The following is an 18,128-nucleotide window of genomic DNA, read 5'->3' as shown; positions in this document are numbered from 1 at the left end:
AGACCATGGCCGAGACCCGTGAAGCCGGCGGCGGGCTCGGTGGATTCATTCGACGCTCCGGTTACATCCGTAAGTGGCTGATCCTCGGGATCTCTATCGGCGTCATCGCCGGCCTCGGGGCGGTGGTGTTCTATCTGGCGCTCGAGTACGCGGGCGACTTCCTTCTCGGTGACCTGGCCGGTTACCGCATCCCCAAACCGGTCGGCGACGGCGGCGACCCCGGTTCGACCGGCTTCGAACGACCGTGGGCCATCCCGCTGGTGGTCTGCGGCGGCGCACTCGTATCGGCCTGGCTGGTCGCGACATTCGCGCCGGAGGCCGAGGGACACGGCACCGACAGCGCCATCGAGGCCGTGCACACCGACCCTCGCGCCATCCGCGGACGAGCCATCGTGATCAAGACCATCGCCAGCGCGTTGACCATCGGGTCGGGCGGTTCCGGCGGCCGTGAGGGCCCCGCGGCGCAGATCTCCGCGGGCTTCGGGTCCATGCTGACGCGCTGGCTGAACCTGTCCGACCAGGACGGGCGTGTGGCCGTGTCGCTCGGCATCGGATCGGGCATCGGGGCGATCTTCGGCGCCCCGCTGGGTGGCGCGGTGCTGGCGGCGTCGATCGTGTACCGCCGCGATTTCGACTACCGGGCATTGATCCCGGGATTCATCACCTCGGCGACCGCCTACTCGGTACTCGGTTCGATCCTCGGGTTCGACCCGCTGTTCGGGTTCGTCGCCACCGACTACCGGTTCGACAGCCCGCTGGATTTGGGCTGGTTCGTCGTGCTTGGCGTCGTCGCGGCCGGCGTCGGGTACCTCTACGCGCGCATCTTCTACGCCACCGTCGCACTGACCGGACGACTGCCCGGCCACAAGGTGCTCAAACCCGCGGTCGGCGGGCTGGCGGTGGGACTGCTGGGCCTGGCGATCCCACAGGTACTCGCGAGCGGGTACGGATGGGCGCAGAAGGCGACCGCCACCGACACCCTGATGGCGATCCCGCTGTGGATCGTGCTGATACTGCCGCTGGCCAAGATTGTGGCGACATCGTTGTCGATCGGCACCGGCGGATCGGGCGGCATCTTCGGGCCCGGTGTGGTCGTGGGCGCATTCGTCGGCGCGGCTCTGTGGCGACTCGGCGATCTGGTCGACGCTCCCGGAATCCCCGACAGCCCCGCCACCTTCGTCGTCGTCGGCATGATGGCGTGCTTCGGCAGCGTCGCGCACGCGCCGCTGGCCGTGATGATCATGGTGGCGGAGATGACCGGCTCGTTCTCGGTGCTCCCGTGCGCGATGGTCGCGGTCGGTGTCGCCTACATGTTGATGTCGCGCACCGAGGTGTCGATCTACCGGGCGCAGCGCTTGGACCGGGAGACCGCTGCGGCCGAGCGGGGCACCGGCTGACACCGGCAGCCCCCGCCCGCAGATTTAGCCAGCGATACTTGGCCACCGTTACTTGGCCGAGGACTTCTTCTTGGCCTGGCTTGCTGCCGCCTTCTCCGTCGTCGCGCCCTTGTTGGCGAGCTCACCACCCGCGTTCTCCAGGTGCGCGCGCACGAACCACTGGAACTTCTCGAGTTCGGCGGCGTGGCCGATCAAGATGTCCTCGGTCACCGGATCGGCGTCCTCGGCCTCTTCGATGTTATGACGGGTGTCCTCGATGATGCCGTCGTAGACCAGGTCGAGCGCGGCGAGGTGCGCTTGCACGGTGTCGCGGTCCAGCGAGTAGTCATCCCAGCTGCGGTCTTCGATGATCGCGCCGGGCGTGCCCTTGGGCGAGAAGCCGAGCGTGGCGATCCGTTCGGCGACCTCGTCGGCATAGCCGCGCACCAACTCGACCTGCGGGTCGATCATTTCGTGCACGCCGATGAAGTTCGGGCCCACCACATTCCAGTGGATGTGCTTGAGGGTCAGGTGAAGATCGTTGTACCGGCTCAACTGCTTCTGCAGCAGTTCGGCGACCTTTGTGGCGTCCTTGTCAGTCATGCCGGGGACTGTGTAATTGGATCTAGGCATTGAAGCTCCTTTGCACGCATACGGTGTCGTGGCTTCGACTACCCGCTGCATTGGTGCGGTAATCAACCCCGTCGCACGCGTCACATCTCGATCAGATTGGGGATCGCCATGCGCGGGCCGAACCGCGGCAGCACCGCAAGACCGCTCACCTCCAACAAGCGCACCGCGCGATGACGGTGAGGGCGAAGCGGTTCGAGCAACTCGACCATCGCGGGATCGTCGATCGGATGCCCCAGCAGGCTCCATCCGACCATCTTCGCCAGGTGATAGTCGCCGACCGAGAGCGCGTCCGCGTCACCGAATGCGCGTTGACTCGTCTCCGCGGCCGTCCACTCGCCGACCCCGGGAAGCGACGCCATCGCGGCGCGGGCCTTCGCCGGTGACCGGGCGCCGAGTCGTTCCAGCGAGTCGGCGCGTTGCGCACACACGACGACGGTGCGAGCGCGCCGAGGGTCGACGTTGGCGCGGTGGAACTCCCACGACGGAATGCGGCGCCAGACCTCACCAGGCGGCGGGACTCGCATGTGCACGGGCGCCGGTCCCGGCGCAGGCGCGCCGTACTTGGTGACGAGCAGCCGCCACGCGCGGCGAGCGTCCTTTCCATAGACCCGCTGTTCGAGCACCGCGGGAATCAGCGCTTCGAGCACCCGGTCGGTGCGGCCGAGCCGCAGATGCCGGACGCGTCGATGCGCGGCCACGATCGTCGGTTCGCTGGGCGAGAAGCCGACGTTGTCGTCGTACGCCCCGAGTTGGGCGGGCAGGGTCTCGGCGAATTCCATCGCACCGTCACCCCATGCTTCGCAGTCGACCGTGTCGGGGGCCGATTTGGTGAGGCGCGCGGTGACCGGGCCGCTGCGCATCAGGCTGGTGCGCCAGATCGCTCCGTCGGGGGCGTCGAAGTAGCAGGGGTCCTTTCGGCCACGTCGCAGCGGCGCCAGGGTCAACGCGGGGCTGACCGGGCCGTCGAAGACGACGCTCACCGAGGTGTGCACCGGCCAAGGTTATGCCGGGGTCACGACGATCTCCGCCTTGTCCGGATAGAACGCGACGTGCCCGGCGATGGGGGCGACCGCCGGATAGGGCTTCTCATAGGTCCAGATGGCGTCCTCGACGGCGCCGGCCTCGGTCACGACGTGGAAGTAGGCGGCGTCGCCCTTGAACGGGCAGTACGTCTGGGTGTCGCTGGGCCTGAGTTTGTCTTGGACGACGTCGGCCAGCGGGATGTACTGCACGGCCGGGTAGGTCGACTCCTGCAGCGTCAACGCTCGATCGGTGTCGGCGACGACCTCGCCGTTCACCCGGGCGGTGACGTGCGCGCCGGTCGGCGCGACGGTGATCGGGTGTTGCGCGGTGGGCTCGAGTACGGGTCGATCGCTCATATCAACGCCAACGTACGAGGTGGCGGCTCGATTCCGGACGTGTCATACCCCGGTGGCATACTCGAACACATGTTCGGAGGACAGTTCGCGGAGGTGGACGACGCCGCTCTCGTCGCCGCCATCGCCGACGGTGCGCGTGCGGAGGCCGAGGCCGCGGCGCGCCGGTTCGCGGCCATCGCGGAGCTGATCCGCCGCAAGGTCAGCGATGATGACGAACGCAATCTGTGTGCCTTCGACCCGTGGGACAGTGTCGCCGCCGAGGTGGCCGCAGCGATGACGATCGGGCATCGACGCGCGTCCGGGCAGATGCGGATCGCGCAGGCGTTGCGCGAGCGGCTGCCCCGGGTGGCCGCGTTGTTCGAGCAGGGAGAAATCGGTGCGCGGATCGTCTCGGCGATCACCTGGCGCACCCAACTTGTCGAGGACCCTGAGGCGTTGGCGCTCATCGACACGGCGCTTGCGAAACGGGCGTCTCGATTGGGTCCGCTGTCAGAGCAGCGGCTGGAGGCGGCGATCGACGCGCTCGTCGGCAAGTTCGACCCGCTGGCGGTGCGGAGAAGTCAGTCGACGGCACGCACCCGGGATTTTCGCGTCGGTAATCTCGATGACCCGGCCGGCACCACTTCGGTGTGGGGCAGGTTGCTGGCCACCGACGCCGCGATCCTCAAACGCCGCATCGCTGAGATGATGCAGGGTCTGTGCGACAACGATCCACGCAGTATGGGCGAGCGGCGCGCCGACGCTATCGGCGCCTTGGCCGCCAACCAAGACCGGTTGGGATGCGCATGCGGATCGCCGACGTGCGCCGCGGCCGGTCCGCAGACGTCGAACATCGTCGTCCACGTGATCGCCGACCAAGACGCTTTCGAAAACGCCGCTGCTGCAGCAGGTAACGACGCGACTCCAGAAACGAAAGACGACGAATCAGACGCCGCGGACAGCACCGCCGCTGAAGGCGCCACCCCACCGCAGTCGGACGCGAAAACTTCCGAGAACCGGGGCACCGCAGTACTACTGGGCCACGGGGCGTTGCCCCCGTCCCTGCTGCCCTGGCTGATCAGCCGCGGGGCGAAGGTGCGCCCGATCAAGACCCCGGGACCAGAGGCCGAGTCCCGTTATCAGCCGTCGGCGGCGCTGGCCGAATTCGTGCGCATGCGTGATATGTACTGTCGCGCACCGGGATGCGACGTTCCCGCCGACCTCTGCGATATCGACCACACGATCCCGTGGCCGCTGGGACCCACGCATCCGTCGAACCTCAAATGCCTGTGCCGTAAGAACCACATGATGAAGACGTTCCATGGCGGCCCCGACGGCTGGCGCGACGTACAGCTCCCAGATGGGACCGTCATCTGGACCGCACCAAGCGGCCACACCTATACCACCCATCCCGGTAGCAAGCTGTTCTTCGACTGGGACACCACGACCGCGAACCTGCCTCCGCCGCCAGAGATTCCACCGCCCGCGGCCGATCGCGCCGCGAAGATGCCGAAGCGAAGACGCACTCGCGCAGCCGATTTCGCCGCTCGGATCAAGGCCGAACGGGCACGCAATGTCGATCCTGCACCGTTCTAGTTCGACCAGTTAGGACCCCGGGCCAAACGGTGCCTCCGGCGTCAACCGCTGCACCCCGCGGCCGAATGATTGAGGTAACCGACTTCGGCCTATCCCGCCGGATCAAATGTCATCGATGGATCGATTGGACTGGGGTGCACAAGGGGTGGAGCAGGCTGCACCGGCTGCAGCGTTCCCACGGGCAGGTTGCCCGGAATCTGCGGTGGAACGCTGGCGGGCGGTGCCACGCACTTACGATCGGCCGAACTCCAAACTCCGCCGGATCGATCGCAGCAGAACCGCGCATCGTCTTCGAATTGCGAATTGTTGGTCTCGCCGCGTAAGTGGCGATCCACTGCCTTGTTCATGCAGAAGTCGAAATCAGCTACGTCCCACTCTCTGGGCTCGGCGCCGGCTGTCATAGGCGGCCCCGTCGCAATGCCACCAAGAGTTGCGGCCGCTATTGAAGCGGCGGCGACGGTGTGACGCAGGCGGCGGCGGTGAGTTGCCATCCGTTCCCCTCATTTCGACTTTGGACCTTCACGTCGATCCCCACGCCGGGCGAAGGTCGCGTTTGTGTTTTCAGTAACCTCACAGCATCCTCCCAGCCGATGAGCACTTCAAGCGTTCATTGCTGAATCAAGAATCTTCTTAGTCAGACGCCCGAAACATCAAGCGACTTCGTGCGATTCGGCAACTCCAACCCGCCTGGCTCGGTCGGTCTTCGACCTGCCGGACCTGACGTCCGATCGGCGCTGACGACGATCGTCGCGCGAGCGAATCAGGTCCTTCCTCCGCACAAGCCGAGATCACCATCGATGCCGACCCCGAAGCGATCTACCGCCTCATCTCCGATCTCGCCGCTGGCCTCACTGGCCGAGCAGGCGCACGCAATGGAGTGGCGCAAACGGGTGTGGCGGAGTCCGGCGCGGCGTTTCGGGGGTCCAACCGAAATGGGGCACGAACGTGGTCGTGATGTGATTCGGCAGCAGGTGGTGTAATCGAGTGATGGCTGACCTTCAACGGCGCGGCGCGGTGTATGTGTTGACCCTCGGCGAGGACGAGAACCGCTTCCACCCCGACCGGCTCACCGCGATCAACTCCGCACTCGACGAAGTCGAGGCGGCCGACGGCCCGAGAGCCGTCGTCACCACGGGCAGCGGCAAGTTCTACTCCAACGGGCTCGACCTCGAGTTCATGGCCGCCAATCCCGATGCGGCCGAGGCGAACCTGGCCGATGTGCACGCGCTGCTGGCCCGGGTGCTGGCGTTCCCGGCGCCGATCATCGCCGCAGTACAGGGGCACGCCTTCGCCGCCGGTGCGATGCTGGCGCTGTCTCACGACCAGATCGTCATGCGCGCCGATCGCGGCTTCTTCTGCCTGCCGGAGGTCGACCTCGGTATCCCGTTCACGGCCGGGATGAACGCGCTCATCCGGTCCCGCCTGCCGGTCGCGACCGCGCACGAGGCCATGACCACCGCGCGGCGCTACGGCGGTGCAGACGCCCTCGCGGCGGGAATCGTCGCGGCCACTGCCGGGGAGGGCGAAGTGCTCGACGCGGCGGTCTCCCGCGCCGAGGCATTGGCGGCGAAGGCCGGCGCGGTGTTCGGCGCGATCAAAGCGCGGCTCTACGCCGAGGTGATCGCCGAACTCAACGTCCGCTGATCCCGAAACTGAACTCCTGCACGAAAACTTCAGCAGTCGACATGCAGATGTTCAGTTTCGAGCGAGCCGCCTCAGAAGGCGCACCGGACAGATCGACGGACAGCTTGCCGGGCATCTGTTCGAGCCTGTCCGCGTGCTAGCCGGCCTTGCTTGTGCGTCGCGCATCCCGCAGCCCCGCCCAGAACCTCGCCGCCTCACGGATCGACTCCTCGACAGGCCTTGGCTGCCAACCCAATTCGCGTCGAGCCTTGCTGCAATCGACGGGCGCTTCCGCGCGCATCAGTCGCAGCGAACCGAGCGAGAACTTCTCGTCCTTGCCGGTCATACCCGCCTTGGCGGTACCCAGGGCGGCCATCGCGTACGAGACCGGCAGCGGGATCGACTTCGTCGGCGCAGGCATCCCCGCGGCTTCGGCGGCGATGCGCACCACCTCCGCGTTGCTGATCATCTTCTCCGAGATCAGGTACCGCTCGCCGACCCGGCCGCGTTCGGCGGCCAGCAACATGGCGCGGGCGGCGTCGTCGACGCCGACGGCCTCGAGTTCGATACCGCGCATCACGAAGGGCAACTTGCCGAACGCCGCCCCGGCGATGATCGCGCCGTGCGGGGTGCGGCCCCAGTCGCCGCCGCCGTAGGTGGTCGACACACACATCGCCACCGCGGGCAGGCCGTGCTCGCGCGCATATCGCAACACGAGCGTCTCGGCCTGCACCCGGGAGCGCACATAGGGCGTCAAACCCTTGTCGACGATCACGTCGTCCTCGGTCGCCACGTGCCCGCGCCTGCGGCCCACCGTCACATAGCTGCTGGTGTAGACGAACCGTCGCAGGCGCATGTCCTTGGCGACCTCGAGCACGTTGCGGGTGCCTTCGACGTTCGTATAGAACAGCGGCGTCGGGTCTTTCAGCCAGCCGCGGGTGTCGACGACGCAGTAGTAGACGTCGTCGACTCCCGTCATCGCCACGCGCAGCGTGTCGTCGTACCAGATGTCACCGAGGAAACGCTCGACGGGCAGATCGTCGATGCTCCTGGTGTTCGCGTTCGGGCGCACCATGACGCGGACGTCGTGACCGGCGGCCACCAGCTGGCGGGTGACATGGGATCCGAGGAAACCGTTGGCTCCGATGACCAGCTTGCTCACTTGCCTCCTCCGTACTGCTTCATCCACTCCTCGGCCTCGGGCGGCAAGGTGCCGAGCTCGGCGGCCTTGCGGCACCACTTGACCGTCGCCTTGACGAACCGCAGCGGGTTGTAGATGTCCTCCTGCCGGCGCCACAGTCCGTCGCCGGCGTAGGTGACGATCGAGATGTTGGTGGCGCTGATGACGGTGCCGTCGCCGGGATCGCGCATTGGATTGTCGAGCTCGCAGATGACCCTGCCGGTCGCCTCGTCGATCACCGTCCACAGCGACGGGAACGATGTCATGTAGCTGCCGGGGAACGACTCCATCGTCTTCCAGATCCAGGGGCGCACCTGTTCGCGGCCGCGCATGGTGCCTGCCGCGTGTTCGACGTAGAGGACGTCGTCGGTGTACTGGTCGACCCAGGGATCCCAGTCGCGGGTCTGCGCGGCACGGTCGACCGTCGCCTCGAATTTCTGGAATGCCGCGGCAAGTTCCTCGCGGCTGAAGGTGCTGCCCGTCACACCAGAACTAGAACACGTTCTACCGAGCTTGTCGAGGGTCAGAACGCGGTGAGTACCTGGCGGCTGCCCAGCGGATTCTGCAGCGGGACGTCGAGGATCCCCGCCACCGCGATCAAGATGCAGGGCCGGTCCACGGCTTCGGGGAGCGTGCCGCCGAAGAGTTCGACCGTGACGGCTTCGGGCGTCTCCTGCACGGTCGCGTGGACGCCGTAGCACTGCGGGGTGCCGGTGGTGAAGTGCACGCCGACGGCGCGGTCGCCGGGGACGCGGTTGTACGACTCCGCGCGCAGCGGGTGAGGGTCGACGATCGCGGGGTTGTCGACGAACAACAGGCCCGGATAGCCCGGCCGCTCAGCCAACACCGCCGTCTCCGCCGATGCCACCGGCGCCGCCCATACGGCCAGCGCGGCGGCGATGAGGACGAGGAACAAGCGCATCACACAACCGTAATGAACAGCAGGAACACCGCGTTCGGTTCGGCGGTTATACAGGCACTATGGCAAAGCAATACAACAGGAATCCGGCCGCGGTTAACGCCTTGTCGCCGGAGCAGTACCGGGTCACGCAGCGCAACGGCACCGAGCGGCCCTTCACCGGCGAGTATTGGGACAACCACGAGCCGGGTATCTACGTCGACGTGGTCTCCGGCGAGCCGCTGTTCGCATCGGTCGACAAGTTCGAAAGCGGGTCGGGCTGGCCCAGCTTCACCCGGCCGATCGAGCCGGCCAACGTGGTGGAGAAGCGTGACTTCTCGCACCTGATGATCCGCACCGAGGTGCGCTCGGCACACGGCGACAGCCACCTCGGCCACGTCTTCACCGACGGGCCGCGCTCAGAGGGTGGGTTGCGCTACTGCATCAACTCCGCTTCGCTGAGGTTCATCCACCTCGACGACCTCGAGGCCGAGGGTTATGGCGACTACAAGAAGCTGTTCGTGAATGAGGAGGCGCAGGCATGAGTGAACACAAGAAAGCCATCCTGGCGGGCGGTTGCTTCTGGGGCATGCAGGATCTGATCCGTAAGCAACCGGGCGTGGTGGCGACGCGGGTCGGCTACACCGGCGGCGAGAACGCCAACCCGACGTACCGCAATCACCCCGGCCACGCCGAGGCGATCGAGATCGTCTACGACCCGGCGCAGACCGACTACCGCGCGTTGTTGGAGTTCTTCTTCCAGATTCACGATCCGACCACGAAGAACCGACAGGGCAACGACGTCGGCACCAGCTACCGGTCCGAGATCTTCTACCTCGACGACGAGCAGAAGCGCGTCGCGCTGGACACCATCGCCGATGTCGACGCGTCGGGGCTGTGGCCCGGCAAGGTCGTCACCGAGGTGAGCCCGGCCGCCGACTTCTGGGAGGCCGAACCCGAGCATCAGGATTATCTGGAGCGGTACCCGAGCGGGTACACCTGCCACTTCCCGCGCCCGGGCTGGAAGCTGCCCAAACGCGAAACGGCCAACCAGTAGCGCGCTAGGTGCGGTGCCGCACCACCACGCGGCCGCCGTCCTTCGGGGTGAACGCGATGCCACGGAAGTGCACCTTCTCGTCGGGCTCGTCGTCGGTCTCGATCACGAAGTGGCGCAACACCGTTCGCAGGACGACGTCCATCTCGACGTTGGCGAATGCGGCGCCGATGCAGCGGCGGGTCCCGCCGCCGAACGGCACCCACGCCGTCGGCGGGCGCTTGCCCAGGAACCGGTCCGGGTCGAAGCGTTCGGGGTCGGGAAAGACTTCGGGGTTCGCGTGCATGTTCGCCAGTGCGACCATCACGGTGTAGCCGTGCGGGATCCGCCACGGGCCGACGTCGAAATGCGGTGCCAGGACGTGGCGTCCGGAGAAGTCGATGACGGTCCGGTTGCGCTGCAACTCGTTGATGAAGGCCTGGCGGTACTCGTTGCCGCCGGCGTCGTTCTCCTCGACCAGCTTGGCGAGCACCGCGGGATGGCGGCGCAAGCGCTCAAACGCCCAGCCGAGCGTCGACGCCGTCGTCTCGTGCCCGGCGCCCAGGAGGGTGAGCAGCTCGTCGGAGATGTCCTGGTGCGACATCGGGGTGCCGTCCTCGTAGGTGCTGCCCAGTAGCAGCGCCAGGATGTCGGTGCGCTCCTCGCGGGCAGGATCCTTTTCGGCCTTCTCGATCAGCGCGAAGACGGTGCGGTCGAAGTTGCGCCGGAACGTCTCCAGGCGCCCCCAGGGGCTGAACGGGCCCGTCTTGAACGGCGGTTCGGGCAACGTCGCCATGCGCGAACCGAGTTTGGCCCACGGCGGGATGATCTCGCGCAGATAGTCCAGTTCGGCACCGTCGGCACCGAACACGGTGCGCAGGATGACATTCAACGTGATCCGGTTCATCGGTTCGAGCGTCGCGAACTCGACGCCCTCGGGCCAGGTCGCGGTCTCGCGAAGCGTCTCCTCCTCGATGATCTTCTCGTAGTTCTTGATGCTCTGGCCGTGAAACGGCGGTGCGAGCAGCTTGCGACGCTTACGGTGCTCGACGCCGTCGAGCGCGAACACCGAACCGGGACCGAAGATCCGGGACAGGTTCGGCTGCACGTTGATCAGGTCGTCGGTGCTCGCCAGATACACCGTCCGGATCAGGGCGGGATCGGCGATCACCACGCTGCGGCCGAAGAACGGCACGTTGATCGCGAACACCGGACCGTATCGCTTGAGCGCCTTCCCGAGGAACCAGCGGCGAAATCCCGCCATCAGCACCATCTGAACCGGTTTGGGCAGCGGTACCGTCGGCGGCAACTTGCCGGGCGTGACCGGGGCGTGCTGATCGGTGGCGGTCGCGTTCGTCATCGGTTCCTCGGCTCCTCCTGCGCGAGCGGTGTCTTGCGGCGGTGCACCACGATGCGGCCGCCGTCCTTCGGGGTGTAGGCGACGCCGCGCGAGTGCGTCTTCTCCGCGGGCGCCCCGGTGGTGTCGATCACGAAGTGGCGCAGAACGGTTCGCAGCACGACGTCCATCTCGACGTTGGCGAACACGGCGCCGACACATCTGCGGGTGCCGCCGCCGAACGGAAGGAAGGCGGGCGTGGGGGGCCGGGCGCCCAGGAAGCGTTGCGGGTCGAAGCGCTCGGGCTCGGGGAATTCGGCGGCACTGTCGTGCATCAGCGAGATGCTCGCCAGCATCGTATAGCCCTGCGGGACAACCCATTCGCCCAGCTCGAAGGTCGGCGAGTAGACGTGTCTGCCCGCGAAGTCGATCACGGTGCGCGACCGCTGCACCTCCGCGAGGACGGCCTGACGGTAGCCGTTTTCCTCGGTGTCCGCCTCGGACACCAGCCTGGCCAGGACGTCGGGATGGCGGGTGATCCGCTCGAACGCCCAAGCCAGCGTCGATGCGGTGGTCTCGTGTCCGGCCGCAAGGAGAGTCAGCAGCTCGTCGCCGATGTCCTTGCGGGACATGGCGGTACCGTCCTCGTAGGTGCTGCGCAGCAACAACGCCAGAACGTCGGTCCTCTCGTCGAAGGCGGGGTCCGCCGTGACCCGGTCGATCAGCTTGTCGATGGCCCCGTCGTACTGCCTGCGGTACTCGGCCAGCCGCCCCCACGGACTGAACCGGCCGTAGGTGCGTGACGGTGCGGGCAACGACGCCAGCCGCGAGCCGAGCGTCACCCACGGGGGAATGATGCGGCGCAGGTCGTCCAACTGCTCACCATCGGCGCCGAATACCGCACGCAAGATCGCGTTGAGGGTGATTCGCATCATCGGCTCCAGAGTCGGAAACGCCTGGCCCTCGGGCCAGTTGGCCGATTCGCGCAGGGTTTCCTCTTCGAAGATCGCCTCGTAGTTCTTCACGCTCCTGCCGTGGAACGGCGGCGTCAACAGACGCCGTCGACGCCGGTGTTCGGACCCGTCGAGCGCGAACACCGAGCCGGGGCCGAGCACCCGCGACAGGTTGGGCTGGATGTTGCCGACGTCGTCGGTGTTGGCTGCGAACATCTGCTTGGCCAGCTGCGGATCCCCGACGACGACGGTGCGCCCGAAGACGGGGACGTTCATTGTGAAGACGGGGCCGTAGAGGCGGGCGAACCGGGCGACGGTCCAGCGTCGGGAGACCGCGAAGGCCAGGCCCAGGAGCGGCTTGGGAATCGGCGCCTTCGGCGGCAGGTTGACCGCGGCCCGCGACGGCGCTGCGGGTGTGGGCTTCTCGACGACCAAAGCTTCGCTCATGACGCTCCCAGCCTCTTCCCCGGTACTACGATGTACCGCAGATTCGTGTAGTACGGTACCGCTTGGTACCAGGGGACGCAAGGCTGTCGAGGAGGCGGTATGACCACTGCGCTGGACAACGGCGCGCATACCGCGGCCGACGGCGCATTCCGCGACCGCCTACTCGACGGCATGGCCGCGTCGATCGCCGAACGCGGCTATCGCGACACCACCGTCGCCGACATCGTGCGGCAGGCCAGAACCTCCAAGCGCACGTTCTACGAACAGTTCGCGAGCAAAGAGGAATGCCTGATCGAGCTGCTGCGGCGCAACAACGAGACGATGATCGCCGGCGTCCGCGCAGCGGCCGACCCCGATGCCGACTGGCGTGACCAGGTCCGCTCGGCGGTGACCGCCTACGTCGACCACATCGCGGCGCGACCGGCCATCACGTTGGCGTGGATCCGCGAGGCACCCGCACTGGGCGCCGTCGCGCATCCGCTGCATCGAGAGGCCATGGAGCATTTCACCGACATGCTGGTCGACATCAGCAGCACCCCCGGCTTCCAACGCGCGCAACTGATCCCGGTCTCGCGTCCGCTGGCCCTCATCATCCTGGGCGGTCTGCGGGAGTTGACCGCGCTCTTCGTCGAGGACGGCCACGATCTGCGCGGCATCATCGAGCCGGCCATCACCGCGTCGGTGGCGATCCTCGGATCGCGCTGAGATCAGTTCAGGATCAGTCGCGCCGATTTCTCCAGTCGCTCCGCGATTTCGAGGTACGACGCATATCCCATGCCCGCGCGCACCAGCGCGCCGGAGTAGAGCATCTCCAACGTGTCGATGACGTCGGGATCCGTGTCGGCGCCCAGCGCCGCGGCCAGCCGGTCGCGGATCTCCCGGCCGATGCGCAACCGCAGCACCTCCACGTCGGGGTCGCGACCCAGCAGGGCCGTGGTCACCGCACCGGCGAACGCGGGCTCGTCGGCCACCAGCAGGGCGATGTGACGCAGCACCTCGATGACCCGGGCGGCGGGGTCCTCCGACTCGTGCGCCGCCGGTGGAGACGCCGCGAGCCTGCGCCAGAACACCTCGGCGACAAGGTGTTCCTTGGAGGAGAAGTAGGTGTAGGCGGTGGCCGCGCCGACGCCGGCATCGGCTGCCACGCGGCGCACCGTGAGACCCGCGAAGCCCTCGCGGTGCAGGAGTTCGACCGCAGCGCGGCCGAGGCGGTCGACAGTGTCGGCCTGTTTGGCGGTCAGACGGCGCCGAGTCGACTCCATGGCCGTGTCGGACACATGTCCGGACGCTACTACAACACCCCTGCACCAGCAATGATTCGCGCCGAGTAGGTTCGTTACCGATGCGCACCACAGACGAACTCTTCGCCCTGGCCGAGCAGGTCATCGGATTCATGCCCGCCGACGAGGGCCGTGCCCTGTTCGATGCTGCCGTGAAGTATCTCGGCGACGGTATCGGCGTCGAGATCGGCACGTACTGCGGCAAGTCCACCGTGCTGCTCGGCGCCGCCGCACAGCAGACCGGCGGCGTGATCTACACCGTCGATCACCACCACGGGTCCGAAGAACACCAACCGGGCTGGGAGTACCACGACGAGTCGATGGTCGATCCCGTCACCGGCTTGTTCGACACCCTGCCAACCGCCAGGCACACCCTCGACTCCGCTGGTCTCGACGATCACGTCGTCGCGATCGTCGGCCGGTCCCCGGTGGTGGCACGCGGATGGCGAACTCCGTTGCGCCTGTTGTTCATCGACGGCGGTCACACCGAGGAAGCCGCACAGCGCGACTTCGACGGCTGGGCCAGGTGGGTGGAGGTGGGCGGCGCGCTCGTCATCCACGACGTGTTCCCCAACCCCGACGAGGGCGGGCAGGCGCCGTTCCACATCTACCAGCGGGCGTTGGACACCAACCGGTTTCGCGAGGTTTCGGCAACCGGATCCATGCGGGTGTTGGAGCGCACGGGAGGCACCGTCGGCGAGCCGCTGTAACTAGCGGTCGCTGGTCGCGCACTCGCAGTCGTACTCGCCTTCGAGTCCGCGCGGAAGGTCTGCCCCCCGGAAGATCCCGCTGGCGGCCGACGTCGACGACAGCGCGTCGGCGGCCAGAATCATCGCCGCGCCGGTCCACGTCGTGCGTTCCTCCGGCCAGCGCTTGCCGTCGGCGAACACCAGGCCCGTCCAGTAGGAGCCGTCGCCCTCACGCAGATGGTGCATCGCCGCGAACTGCTCCCTGGCACGCACCGGATCGCCCATCGCATCCAAAGCCAGGACCAGTTCACAGGTTTCGGCACCGGTCACCCACGGCCGGTCGTCGACGCATCGGATACCCAGACCGGGAACCACGAAGTCGTGCCACCGCTCGTCGATCCGCATCCGCGCCGCCCCACCGCGCACCGCGCCGGTGAGCACCGGGTAGTACCACTCCATGGACCAGCGGTCCTTCACCGTGAACGCCTCGGGATGGTGGGCGATCGCATGGCCGAGCCGGCCGACCGCGACCTCCCATTCCGGTTGCGGGTCGTCGAAGTAGTCGGCGAGCGCCAGCGCACACCGGATGCTGTGATAGATGCTCGCGCACCCCGTCAGCAGGGCCTCGGATTCGATGGCCGACGGGCTTCTCGCCCAGGCGATCTCACCGCCACTGAGCTGCATGCCCAGCACGAAGTCGATCGCCTTGGTCACCACCGGCCACATCGTCTCCGCGAACCGCCGGTCACCGGTGACCAGCACGTGGTGCCAGACACCGGTCGCGATGTAGGCGCAGAAGTTGCTGTCGCTGTTGGCGTCCTCGACGACGCCGTTGCGCAACTGAATGGGCCAGGATCCGTCGGGACGCTGATGGGTGCGCGACCACTCGAAAGCCGCGCGCGCCGGTTCCAGCAGCCCGGCGACGGTCAGCGCCATCGCGTTCTCGATGTGATCCCACGGATCGGTGTGGCCGCCGTCGAACCACGGCAGCGCACCCGAGGACTCCTGGGTGGCGGCAATCGATTTCGCGGTCTGGCGGCACTGTTCGGGTGTCAGCACCCCGGCGACGCCCGGGACGCCTTCGAGCTCAGGCGTCAGCACCGGCGCCCACCGGTTTCGTGAAGTACAACGCGACGCTCTTGCCGATCACCGGGTTGAGCAGCGCCTCGGCCGTCCTGGTCAGCCACGGGCGGCTCATCATGTCCCACACCAGCATTCGGTGGTACGCCTTTACCGCCACGTGGTCCGAATTCTCGGTTCCCACCGCACATTTGAGCCACCAGTACGGCGAGTGCAGTGCGTGCGCATGGTGCGTGTGCTCGAGCCGCAGGCCATGGGCGAGCACTTTGTCGCGCAGCCGGTCGGCGTGGTATATCCGCACGTGCCCACCCTCGTTGGCGTGGTATTCGTCGGACAACACCCAGCAGAGCTTCTCGGGCAGCCACCGCGGCACCGTGACGGCCAGCGTTCCGCCGGGCTTGAGCACCCGCACCAACTCGGCAATCGCCTTCTCGTCCTCGGGCACGTGCTCGAGGATCTCCGATGCGATCACACAGTCGAATGTGCCGTCGTCATAAGGCAGATCGAGCGCGTCGCCCTTGACCGCCTCGGCCTTCGCCGTCGCCGGCGCCTCGCCCTGTTCGCGCATGGCGGTCAGGATCTCGTCGACGTCGTTGAGGTCGGCGGCGCTCTGGTCGAACGCGACGACGTCCGCGCCGCGCCGGAAGGCCTCGAAACTGTGCCGGCCCGCGCCGCAGCCCACGTCGATCACCTTCGTGCCGACGCCGACCCCGAGCCGATCGAAGTCGACCGTCAGCATGTGCCCACCCGTTCACGCGCCTTCTCGTAGACCGCAACCGTCTGCGCCGCAACCGATTGCCAGCTGAACACCTCCACCGCGCGCTTGCGGCCGTTCGCGCCGAGGCGGGCCAGCTCACGCGGTGAGTCGAGCAGTTCGCCGAGCACCGCGGTCAATTCGTCGACGTCGGCGGGCTTGACCAGCCGGGCGCAGTCCCCGTCGGCGCCCACCACCTCGGGCAGTGCGCCGGCGCGGCTGGCCACGATGGGCGTGCCGCTTGCCATGGCCTCCACCGCGGGCAACGAGAACCCCTCGTAAAGCGAAGGGATGCAAGCCACTTCGGCCGAGGCCAGCAGGTCGGCCAGTTCGCTGTCGGACAACCCGCTGGAGCTGTGCACGATGTCGGAGATGCCGAGCTCGGCGATCAGCTTCTCGGTGGGACCGTTCGGTTCGAGCTTGGCGACCAGCTGCAGTTCGAGGTCGCGTTCCACGCGCAGCCGGGCCACCGCGTGCAGCAGGTGCCGCACGCCCTTGAGCGGTACGTCGGCGCTGGCGATCGCGATGATGCGGTTGCGCACCCGTCGCTCGGCGGGTTTGAACATCGCGGTGTCCACGCCCAGCGGCACCACGTGCAACTGGCTGGGGGCGACGCCGAAGTCCTCGGCGATGTCGGCCGCCGACGTCGATGACACCGTCAGCAGTTCGGGGATCTGCAGTGCGACTTCCTTCTGCATCTCGGCGAAGCCGTACCACCGCCGCACCAGCGGTTTGCGCCACCACTTGGCGGCGGCGACGTCGACCACCTTGTCGCGGGTGATCGGGTGGTGCACGGTGGCGACCACCGGAAGGCCGAGGCCGGCGATCTTGCGCAGCCCGGTGCCCAGGCACTGGTTGTCATGGACGACGTCGAACTCGTGGCGACGCTCGGCGAGCACCCGCGCGGCGCGCAGGCTGAACGTGCGTGGTTCGGGGAAGCCCGCCGTCCACGTGGTCAGCAGCTCGAGCAGGTCGATCGACGTCTTGATCTCGTTGGGCCACGGGATCCGGAACGGGTCGGGTTCCCGGTAGAGATCCAGGCTGGGCACCTCGGTCAGCCGGACGCGCGGATCGAGTTCCTCCGGATAGGGCTGACCCGAGAACACCTCGACCTCGTGGCCGAGATCGGCGAGGCCGCGGGACAGGTAGCGGACGTAGACGCCTTGCCCACCGCAGTGGGTCTTGCTCCGGTACGACAAAAGGGCGATGCGCATGTTCAACTCAAGACGACGCGCAGAAGCGGGTGAATCCAGGGCCGGTGAGCTGGACAAATCGTGTCACGCAACAACTCCGAACCTTCTGGACATGTGTCCAGACTATAGTTTGACGTGCTAGCGGACGCAACGCGGCCGTGATGCCTTGACTATCACAGTGGCCGGGGGTGCTGCCCGTCGGCCTCTCGGTTCCGCGGTCCCGTTGCCGGGTATCCGCCCGTCATGAGCAGACACATCGAGGCGACCTTCCAGGTCGCCAGCTGGGATGAGACGCCGTTCGAGGACGGCGACGAGACCACCAAGCTCACCGAGGCCCTGGTCACCAAACGCTACGAGGGCGACATCCAGGGCACGTCGACGACCAAATGGCTGTTGGCCTACGCGCCGGACAAGAGCGCGCTGTTCGTCGGCATCGAGCACGTCACCGGGACCATCGCGGGCACCACCGGCGCCCTGGTGTTGCTGCACGACGGCGCCTACCGCGACGGCGTGGCCAGTGGGGAGGTCCGGATCGCGTCGGGCACCGGCGGGCTGGCCGAGGCGGCGGGCAGCGGCAAGTTCCGCGCCGACCCGGCCGGGGCGCTCACCCTGGACGTCGACGGCCTCGACATCGCGGTCACCTAGGGCCCGGAACGGCGTCGGGGCACCCTCGGCGGCCGGGCGTGGGGCACGAATAGT

General features: G+C 67.3%; 21 protein-coding genes. 8 read left to right on the top strand and 13 right to left on the bottom strand.

What is annotated here, in order from left to right; translation table 11 throughout:
• Nucleotides 1-5: 5 nt before the first annotated feature.
• A complete protein-coding gene (locus tag AU197_RS03590) occupies nt 6-1,397 on the top strand; it encodes a chloride channel protein (RefSeq protein ID WP_064401146.1) in 1,392 nt (463 codons plus the stop codon).
• Between the two features lie 48 nt (nt 1,398-1,445).
• On the opposite strand, the gene AU197_RS03585 is transcribed toward AU197_RS03590, so the two are convergent.
• The 3 genes from AU197_RS03585 to AU197_RS03575 all read right to left on the bottom strand — a co-directional run bounded on the left by AU197_RS03585 (nt 1,446) and on the right by AU197_RS03575 (nt 3,388).
• Nucleotides 1,446-2,009 carry a Dps family protein gene (locus AU197_RS03585; protein WP_064401145.1) on the bottom strand — a complete coding sequence of 188 codons (564 nt, stop codon included), beginning with the start codon at nt 2,007-2,009 and terminating at the stop codon, nt 1,446-1,448.
• A gap of 80 nt (nt 2,010-2,089) precedes the next feature.
• Complete coding sequence (locus AU197_RS03580; protein ID WP_064401144.1) at nt 2,090-3,001, bottom strand: DNA-3-methyladenine glycosylase family protein; 912 nt, start codon at nt 2,999-3,001, stop codon at nt 2,090-2,092.
• A gap of 9 nt (nt 3,002-3,010) precedes the next feature.
• A complete protein-coding gene (locus AU197_RS03575) occupies nt 3,011-3,388 on the bottom strand; it encodes a DUF427 domain-containing protein (protein WP_064401143.1) in 378 nt (125 codons plus the stop codon).
• 69 nt (nt 3,389-3,457) lie between these two features.
• On the opposite strand from AU197_RS03575, the gene AU197_RS03570 reads away from it, so the two are divergent.
• Together AU197_RS03570 and AU197_RS03565 are read left to right on the top strand one after the other, a co-directional pair.
• The gene (locus AU197_RS03570) at nt 3,458-4,963 is read left to right on the top strand and encodes an HNH endonuclease signature motif containing protein (protein ID WP_064401142.1); all 1,506 of its coding nucleotides are present in this window, start codon (nt 3,458-3,460) and stop codon (nt 4,961-4,963) included.
• Between the two features lie 987 nt (nt 4,964-5,950).
• Nucleotides 5,951-6,607, top strand: coding sequence for an enoyl-CoA hydratase-related protein (locus AU197_RS03565; RefSeq protein WP_064401141.1), 657 nt, complete (start codon nt 5,951-5,953; stop codon nt 6,605-6,607).
• Here AU197_RS03565 and AU197_RS26755 read toward each other — a convergent pair.
• From AU197_RS26755 to AU197_RS03550, 4 genes are read right to left on the bottom strand one after another with little or no spacing between them, the layout of a single operon-like run.
• Nucleotides 6,594-6,722, bottom strand: a complete 129-nt coding sequence (locus AU197_RS26755; protein WP_286145547.1) for a hypothetical protein — start codon at nt 6,720-6,722, stop codon at nt 6,594-6,596. The genes AU197_RS03565 and AU197_RS26755 overlap by 14 nt on opposite strands.
• A 21-nt stretch (nt 6,723-6,743) precedes the next feature.
• Nucleotides 6,744-7,748, bottom strand: coding sequence for an NAD-dependent epimerase/dehydratase family protein (locus tag AU197_RS03560; RefSeq protein ID WP_064401140.1), 1,005 nt, complete (start codon nt 7,746-7,748; stop codon nt 6,744-6,746).
• Complete coding sequence (locus AU197_RS03555; RefSeq protein ID WP_064401139.1) at nt 7,745-8,251, bottom strand: nuclear transport factor 2 family protein; 507 nt, start codon at nt 8,249-8,251, stop codon at nt 7,745-7,747. Before AU197_RS03555 ends, AU197_RS03560 begins: the two co-directional genes overlap by 4 nt.
• Nucleotides 8,252-8,289: 38 nt before the next feature.
• Nucleotides 8,290-8,688: a hypothetical protein gene (locus AU197_RS03550; RefSeq protein ID WP_064401138.1), complete on the bottom strand. Its 399-nt coding sequence runs from the start codon at nt 8,686-8,688 to the stop codon at nt 8,290-8,292.
• Between the two features lie 59 nt (nt 8,689-8,747).
• On the opposite strand from AU197_RS03550, the gene msrB reads away from it, so the two are divergent.
• Nucleotides 8,748-9,209 (top strand): peptide-methionine (R)-S-oxide reductase MsrB, encoded by a 462-nt coding sequence (gene msrB, locus AU197_RS03545; RefSeq protein ID WP_064401137.1) that lies wholly within the window; start codon nt 8,748-8,750, stop codon nt 9,207-9,209.
• Nucleotides 9,206-9,721, top strand: a complete 516-nt coding sequence (gene msrA / locus AU197_RS03540) for a peptide-methionine (S)-S-oxide reductase MsrA (RefSeq protein ID WP_064401136.1) — start codon at nt 9,206-9,208, stop codon at nt 9,719-9,721. The genes msrB and msrA overlap by 4 nt, the downstream gene beginning before the upstream one ends.
• A gap of 4 nt (nt 9,722-9,725) precedes the next feature.
• On the opposite strand, the gene AU197_RS03535 is transcribed toward msrA, so the two are convergent.
• Both AU197_RS03535 and AU197_RS03530 read right to left on the bottom strand, forming a co-directional pair.
• A complete protein-coding gene (locus tag AU197_RS03535; RefSeq protein ID WP_064401135.1) occupies nt 9,726-11,057 on the bottom strand; it encodes a cytochrome P450 in 1,332 nt (443 codons plus the stop codon).
• Nucleotides 11,054-12,433: a cytochrome P450 gene (locus tag AU197_RS03530; RefSeq protein ID WP_064401134.1), complete on the bottom strand. Its 1,380-nt coding sequence runs from the start codon at nt 12,431-12,433 to the stop codon at nt 11,054-11,056. Before AU197_RS03530 ends, AU197_RS03535 begins: the two co-directional genes overlap by 4 nt.
• Before the next feature lie 99 nt (nt 12,434-12,532).
• On the opposite strand from AU197_RS03530, the gene AU197_RS03525 reads away from it, so the two are divergent.
• Nucleotides 12,533-13,138, top strand: coding sequence for a TetR/AcrR family transcriptional regulator (locus AU197_RS03525; protein WP_064401133.1), 606 nt, complete (start codon nt 12,533-12,535; stop codon nt 13,136-13,138).
• 2 nt (nt 13,139-13,140) lie between these two features.
• Here the strand turns inward: AU197_RS03525 and AU197_RS03520 are convergent, their stop codons facing one another.
• Complete coding sequence (locus AU197_RS03520; protein WP_064401132.1) at nt 13,141-13,710, bottom strand: TetR/AcrR family transcriptional regulator; 570 nt, start codon at nt 13,708-13,710, stop codon at nt 13,141-13,143.
• A gap of 65 nt (nt 13,711-13,775) precedes the next feature.
• On the opposite strand from AU197_RS03520, the gene AU197_RS03515 reads away from it, so the two are divergent.
• Complete coding sequence (locus tag AU197_RS03515; RefSeq protein ID WP_064401131.1) at nt 13,776-14,423, top strand: class I SAM-dependent methyltransferase; 648 nt, start codon at nt 13,776-13,778, stop codon at nt 14,421-14,423.
• On the opposite strand, the gene mmpH is transcribed toward AU197_RS03515, so the two are convergent.
• From mmpH to manT, 3 genes are read right to left on the bottom strand one after another with little or no spacing between them, the layout of a single operon-like run.
• Nucleotides 14,424-15,503 carry an MMP endo-(1,4)-3-O-methyl-alpha-D-mannosidase gene (gene mmpH / locus AU197_RS03510; protein ID WP_064401130.1) on the bottom strand — a complete coding sequence of 360 codons (1,080 nt, stop codon included), beginning with the start codon at nt 15,501-15,503 and terminating at the stop codon, nt 14,424-14,426.
• Nucleotides 15,490-16,221, bottom strand: coding sequence for a class I SAM-dependent methyltransferase (locus AU197_RS03505; RefSeq protein ID WP_064401191.1), 732 nt, complete (start codon nt 16,219-16,221; stop codon nt 15,490-15,492). The genes mmpH and AU197_RS03505 overlap by 14 nt, the downstream gene beginning before the upstream one ends.
• A complete protein-coding gene (gene manT, locus AU197_RS03500; RefSeq protein WP_064401129.1) occupies nt 16,215-17,450 on the bottom strand; it encodes an MMP alpha-(1->4)-mannosyltransferase in 1,236 nt (411 codons plus the stop codon). The genes AU197_RS03505 and manT overlap by 7 nt, the downstream gene beginning before the upstream one ends.
• A gap of 222 nt (nt 17,451-17,672) precedes the next feature.
• Here manT and AU197_RS03495 point away from each other — a divergent pair, with 222 nt between their 5' ends.
• On the top strand, nt 17,673-18,074 hold the full coding sequence (locus tag AU197_RS03495; RefSeq protein WP_064401128.1) for a DUF3224 domain-containing protein: 402 nt from the start codon (nt 17,673-17,675) through the stop codon (nt 18,072-18,074).
• The last annotated feature ends 54 nt before the right edge of the window (nt 18,075-18,128 follow it).

Origin of the sequence: Mycobacterium sp. IS-1590, assembly GCF_001500025.1 — a bacterium.
Taxonomy (GTDB): Bacteria; Actinomycetota; Actinomycetes; order Mycobacteriales; family Mycobacteriaceae; genus Mycobacterium.
Note: the sequence above shows the minus strand (reverse complement) of the source record. Positions and strands in the feature narration are given on the sequence as shown.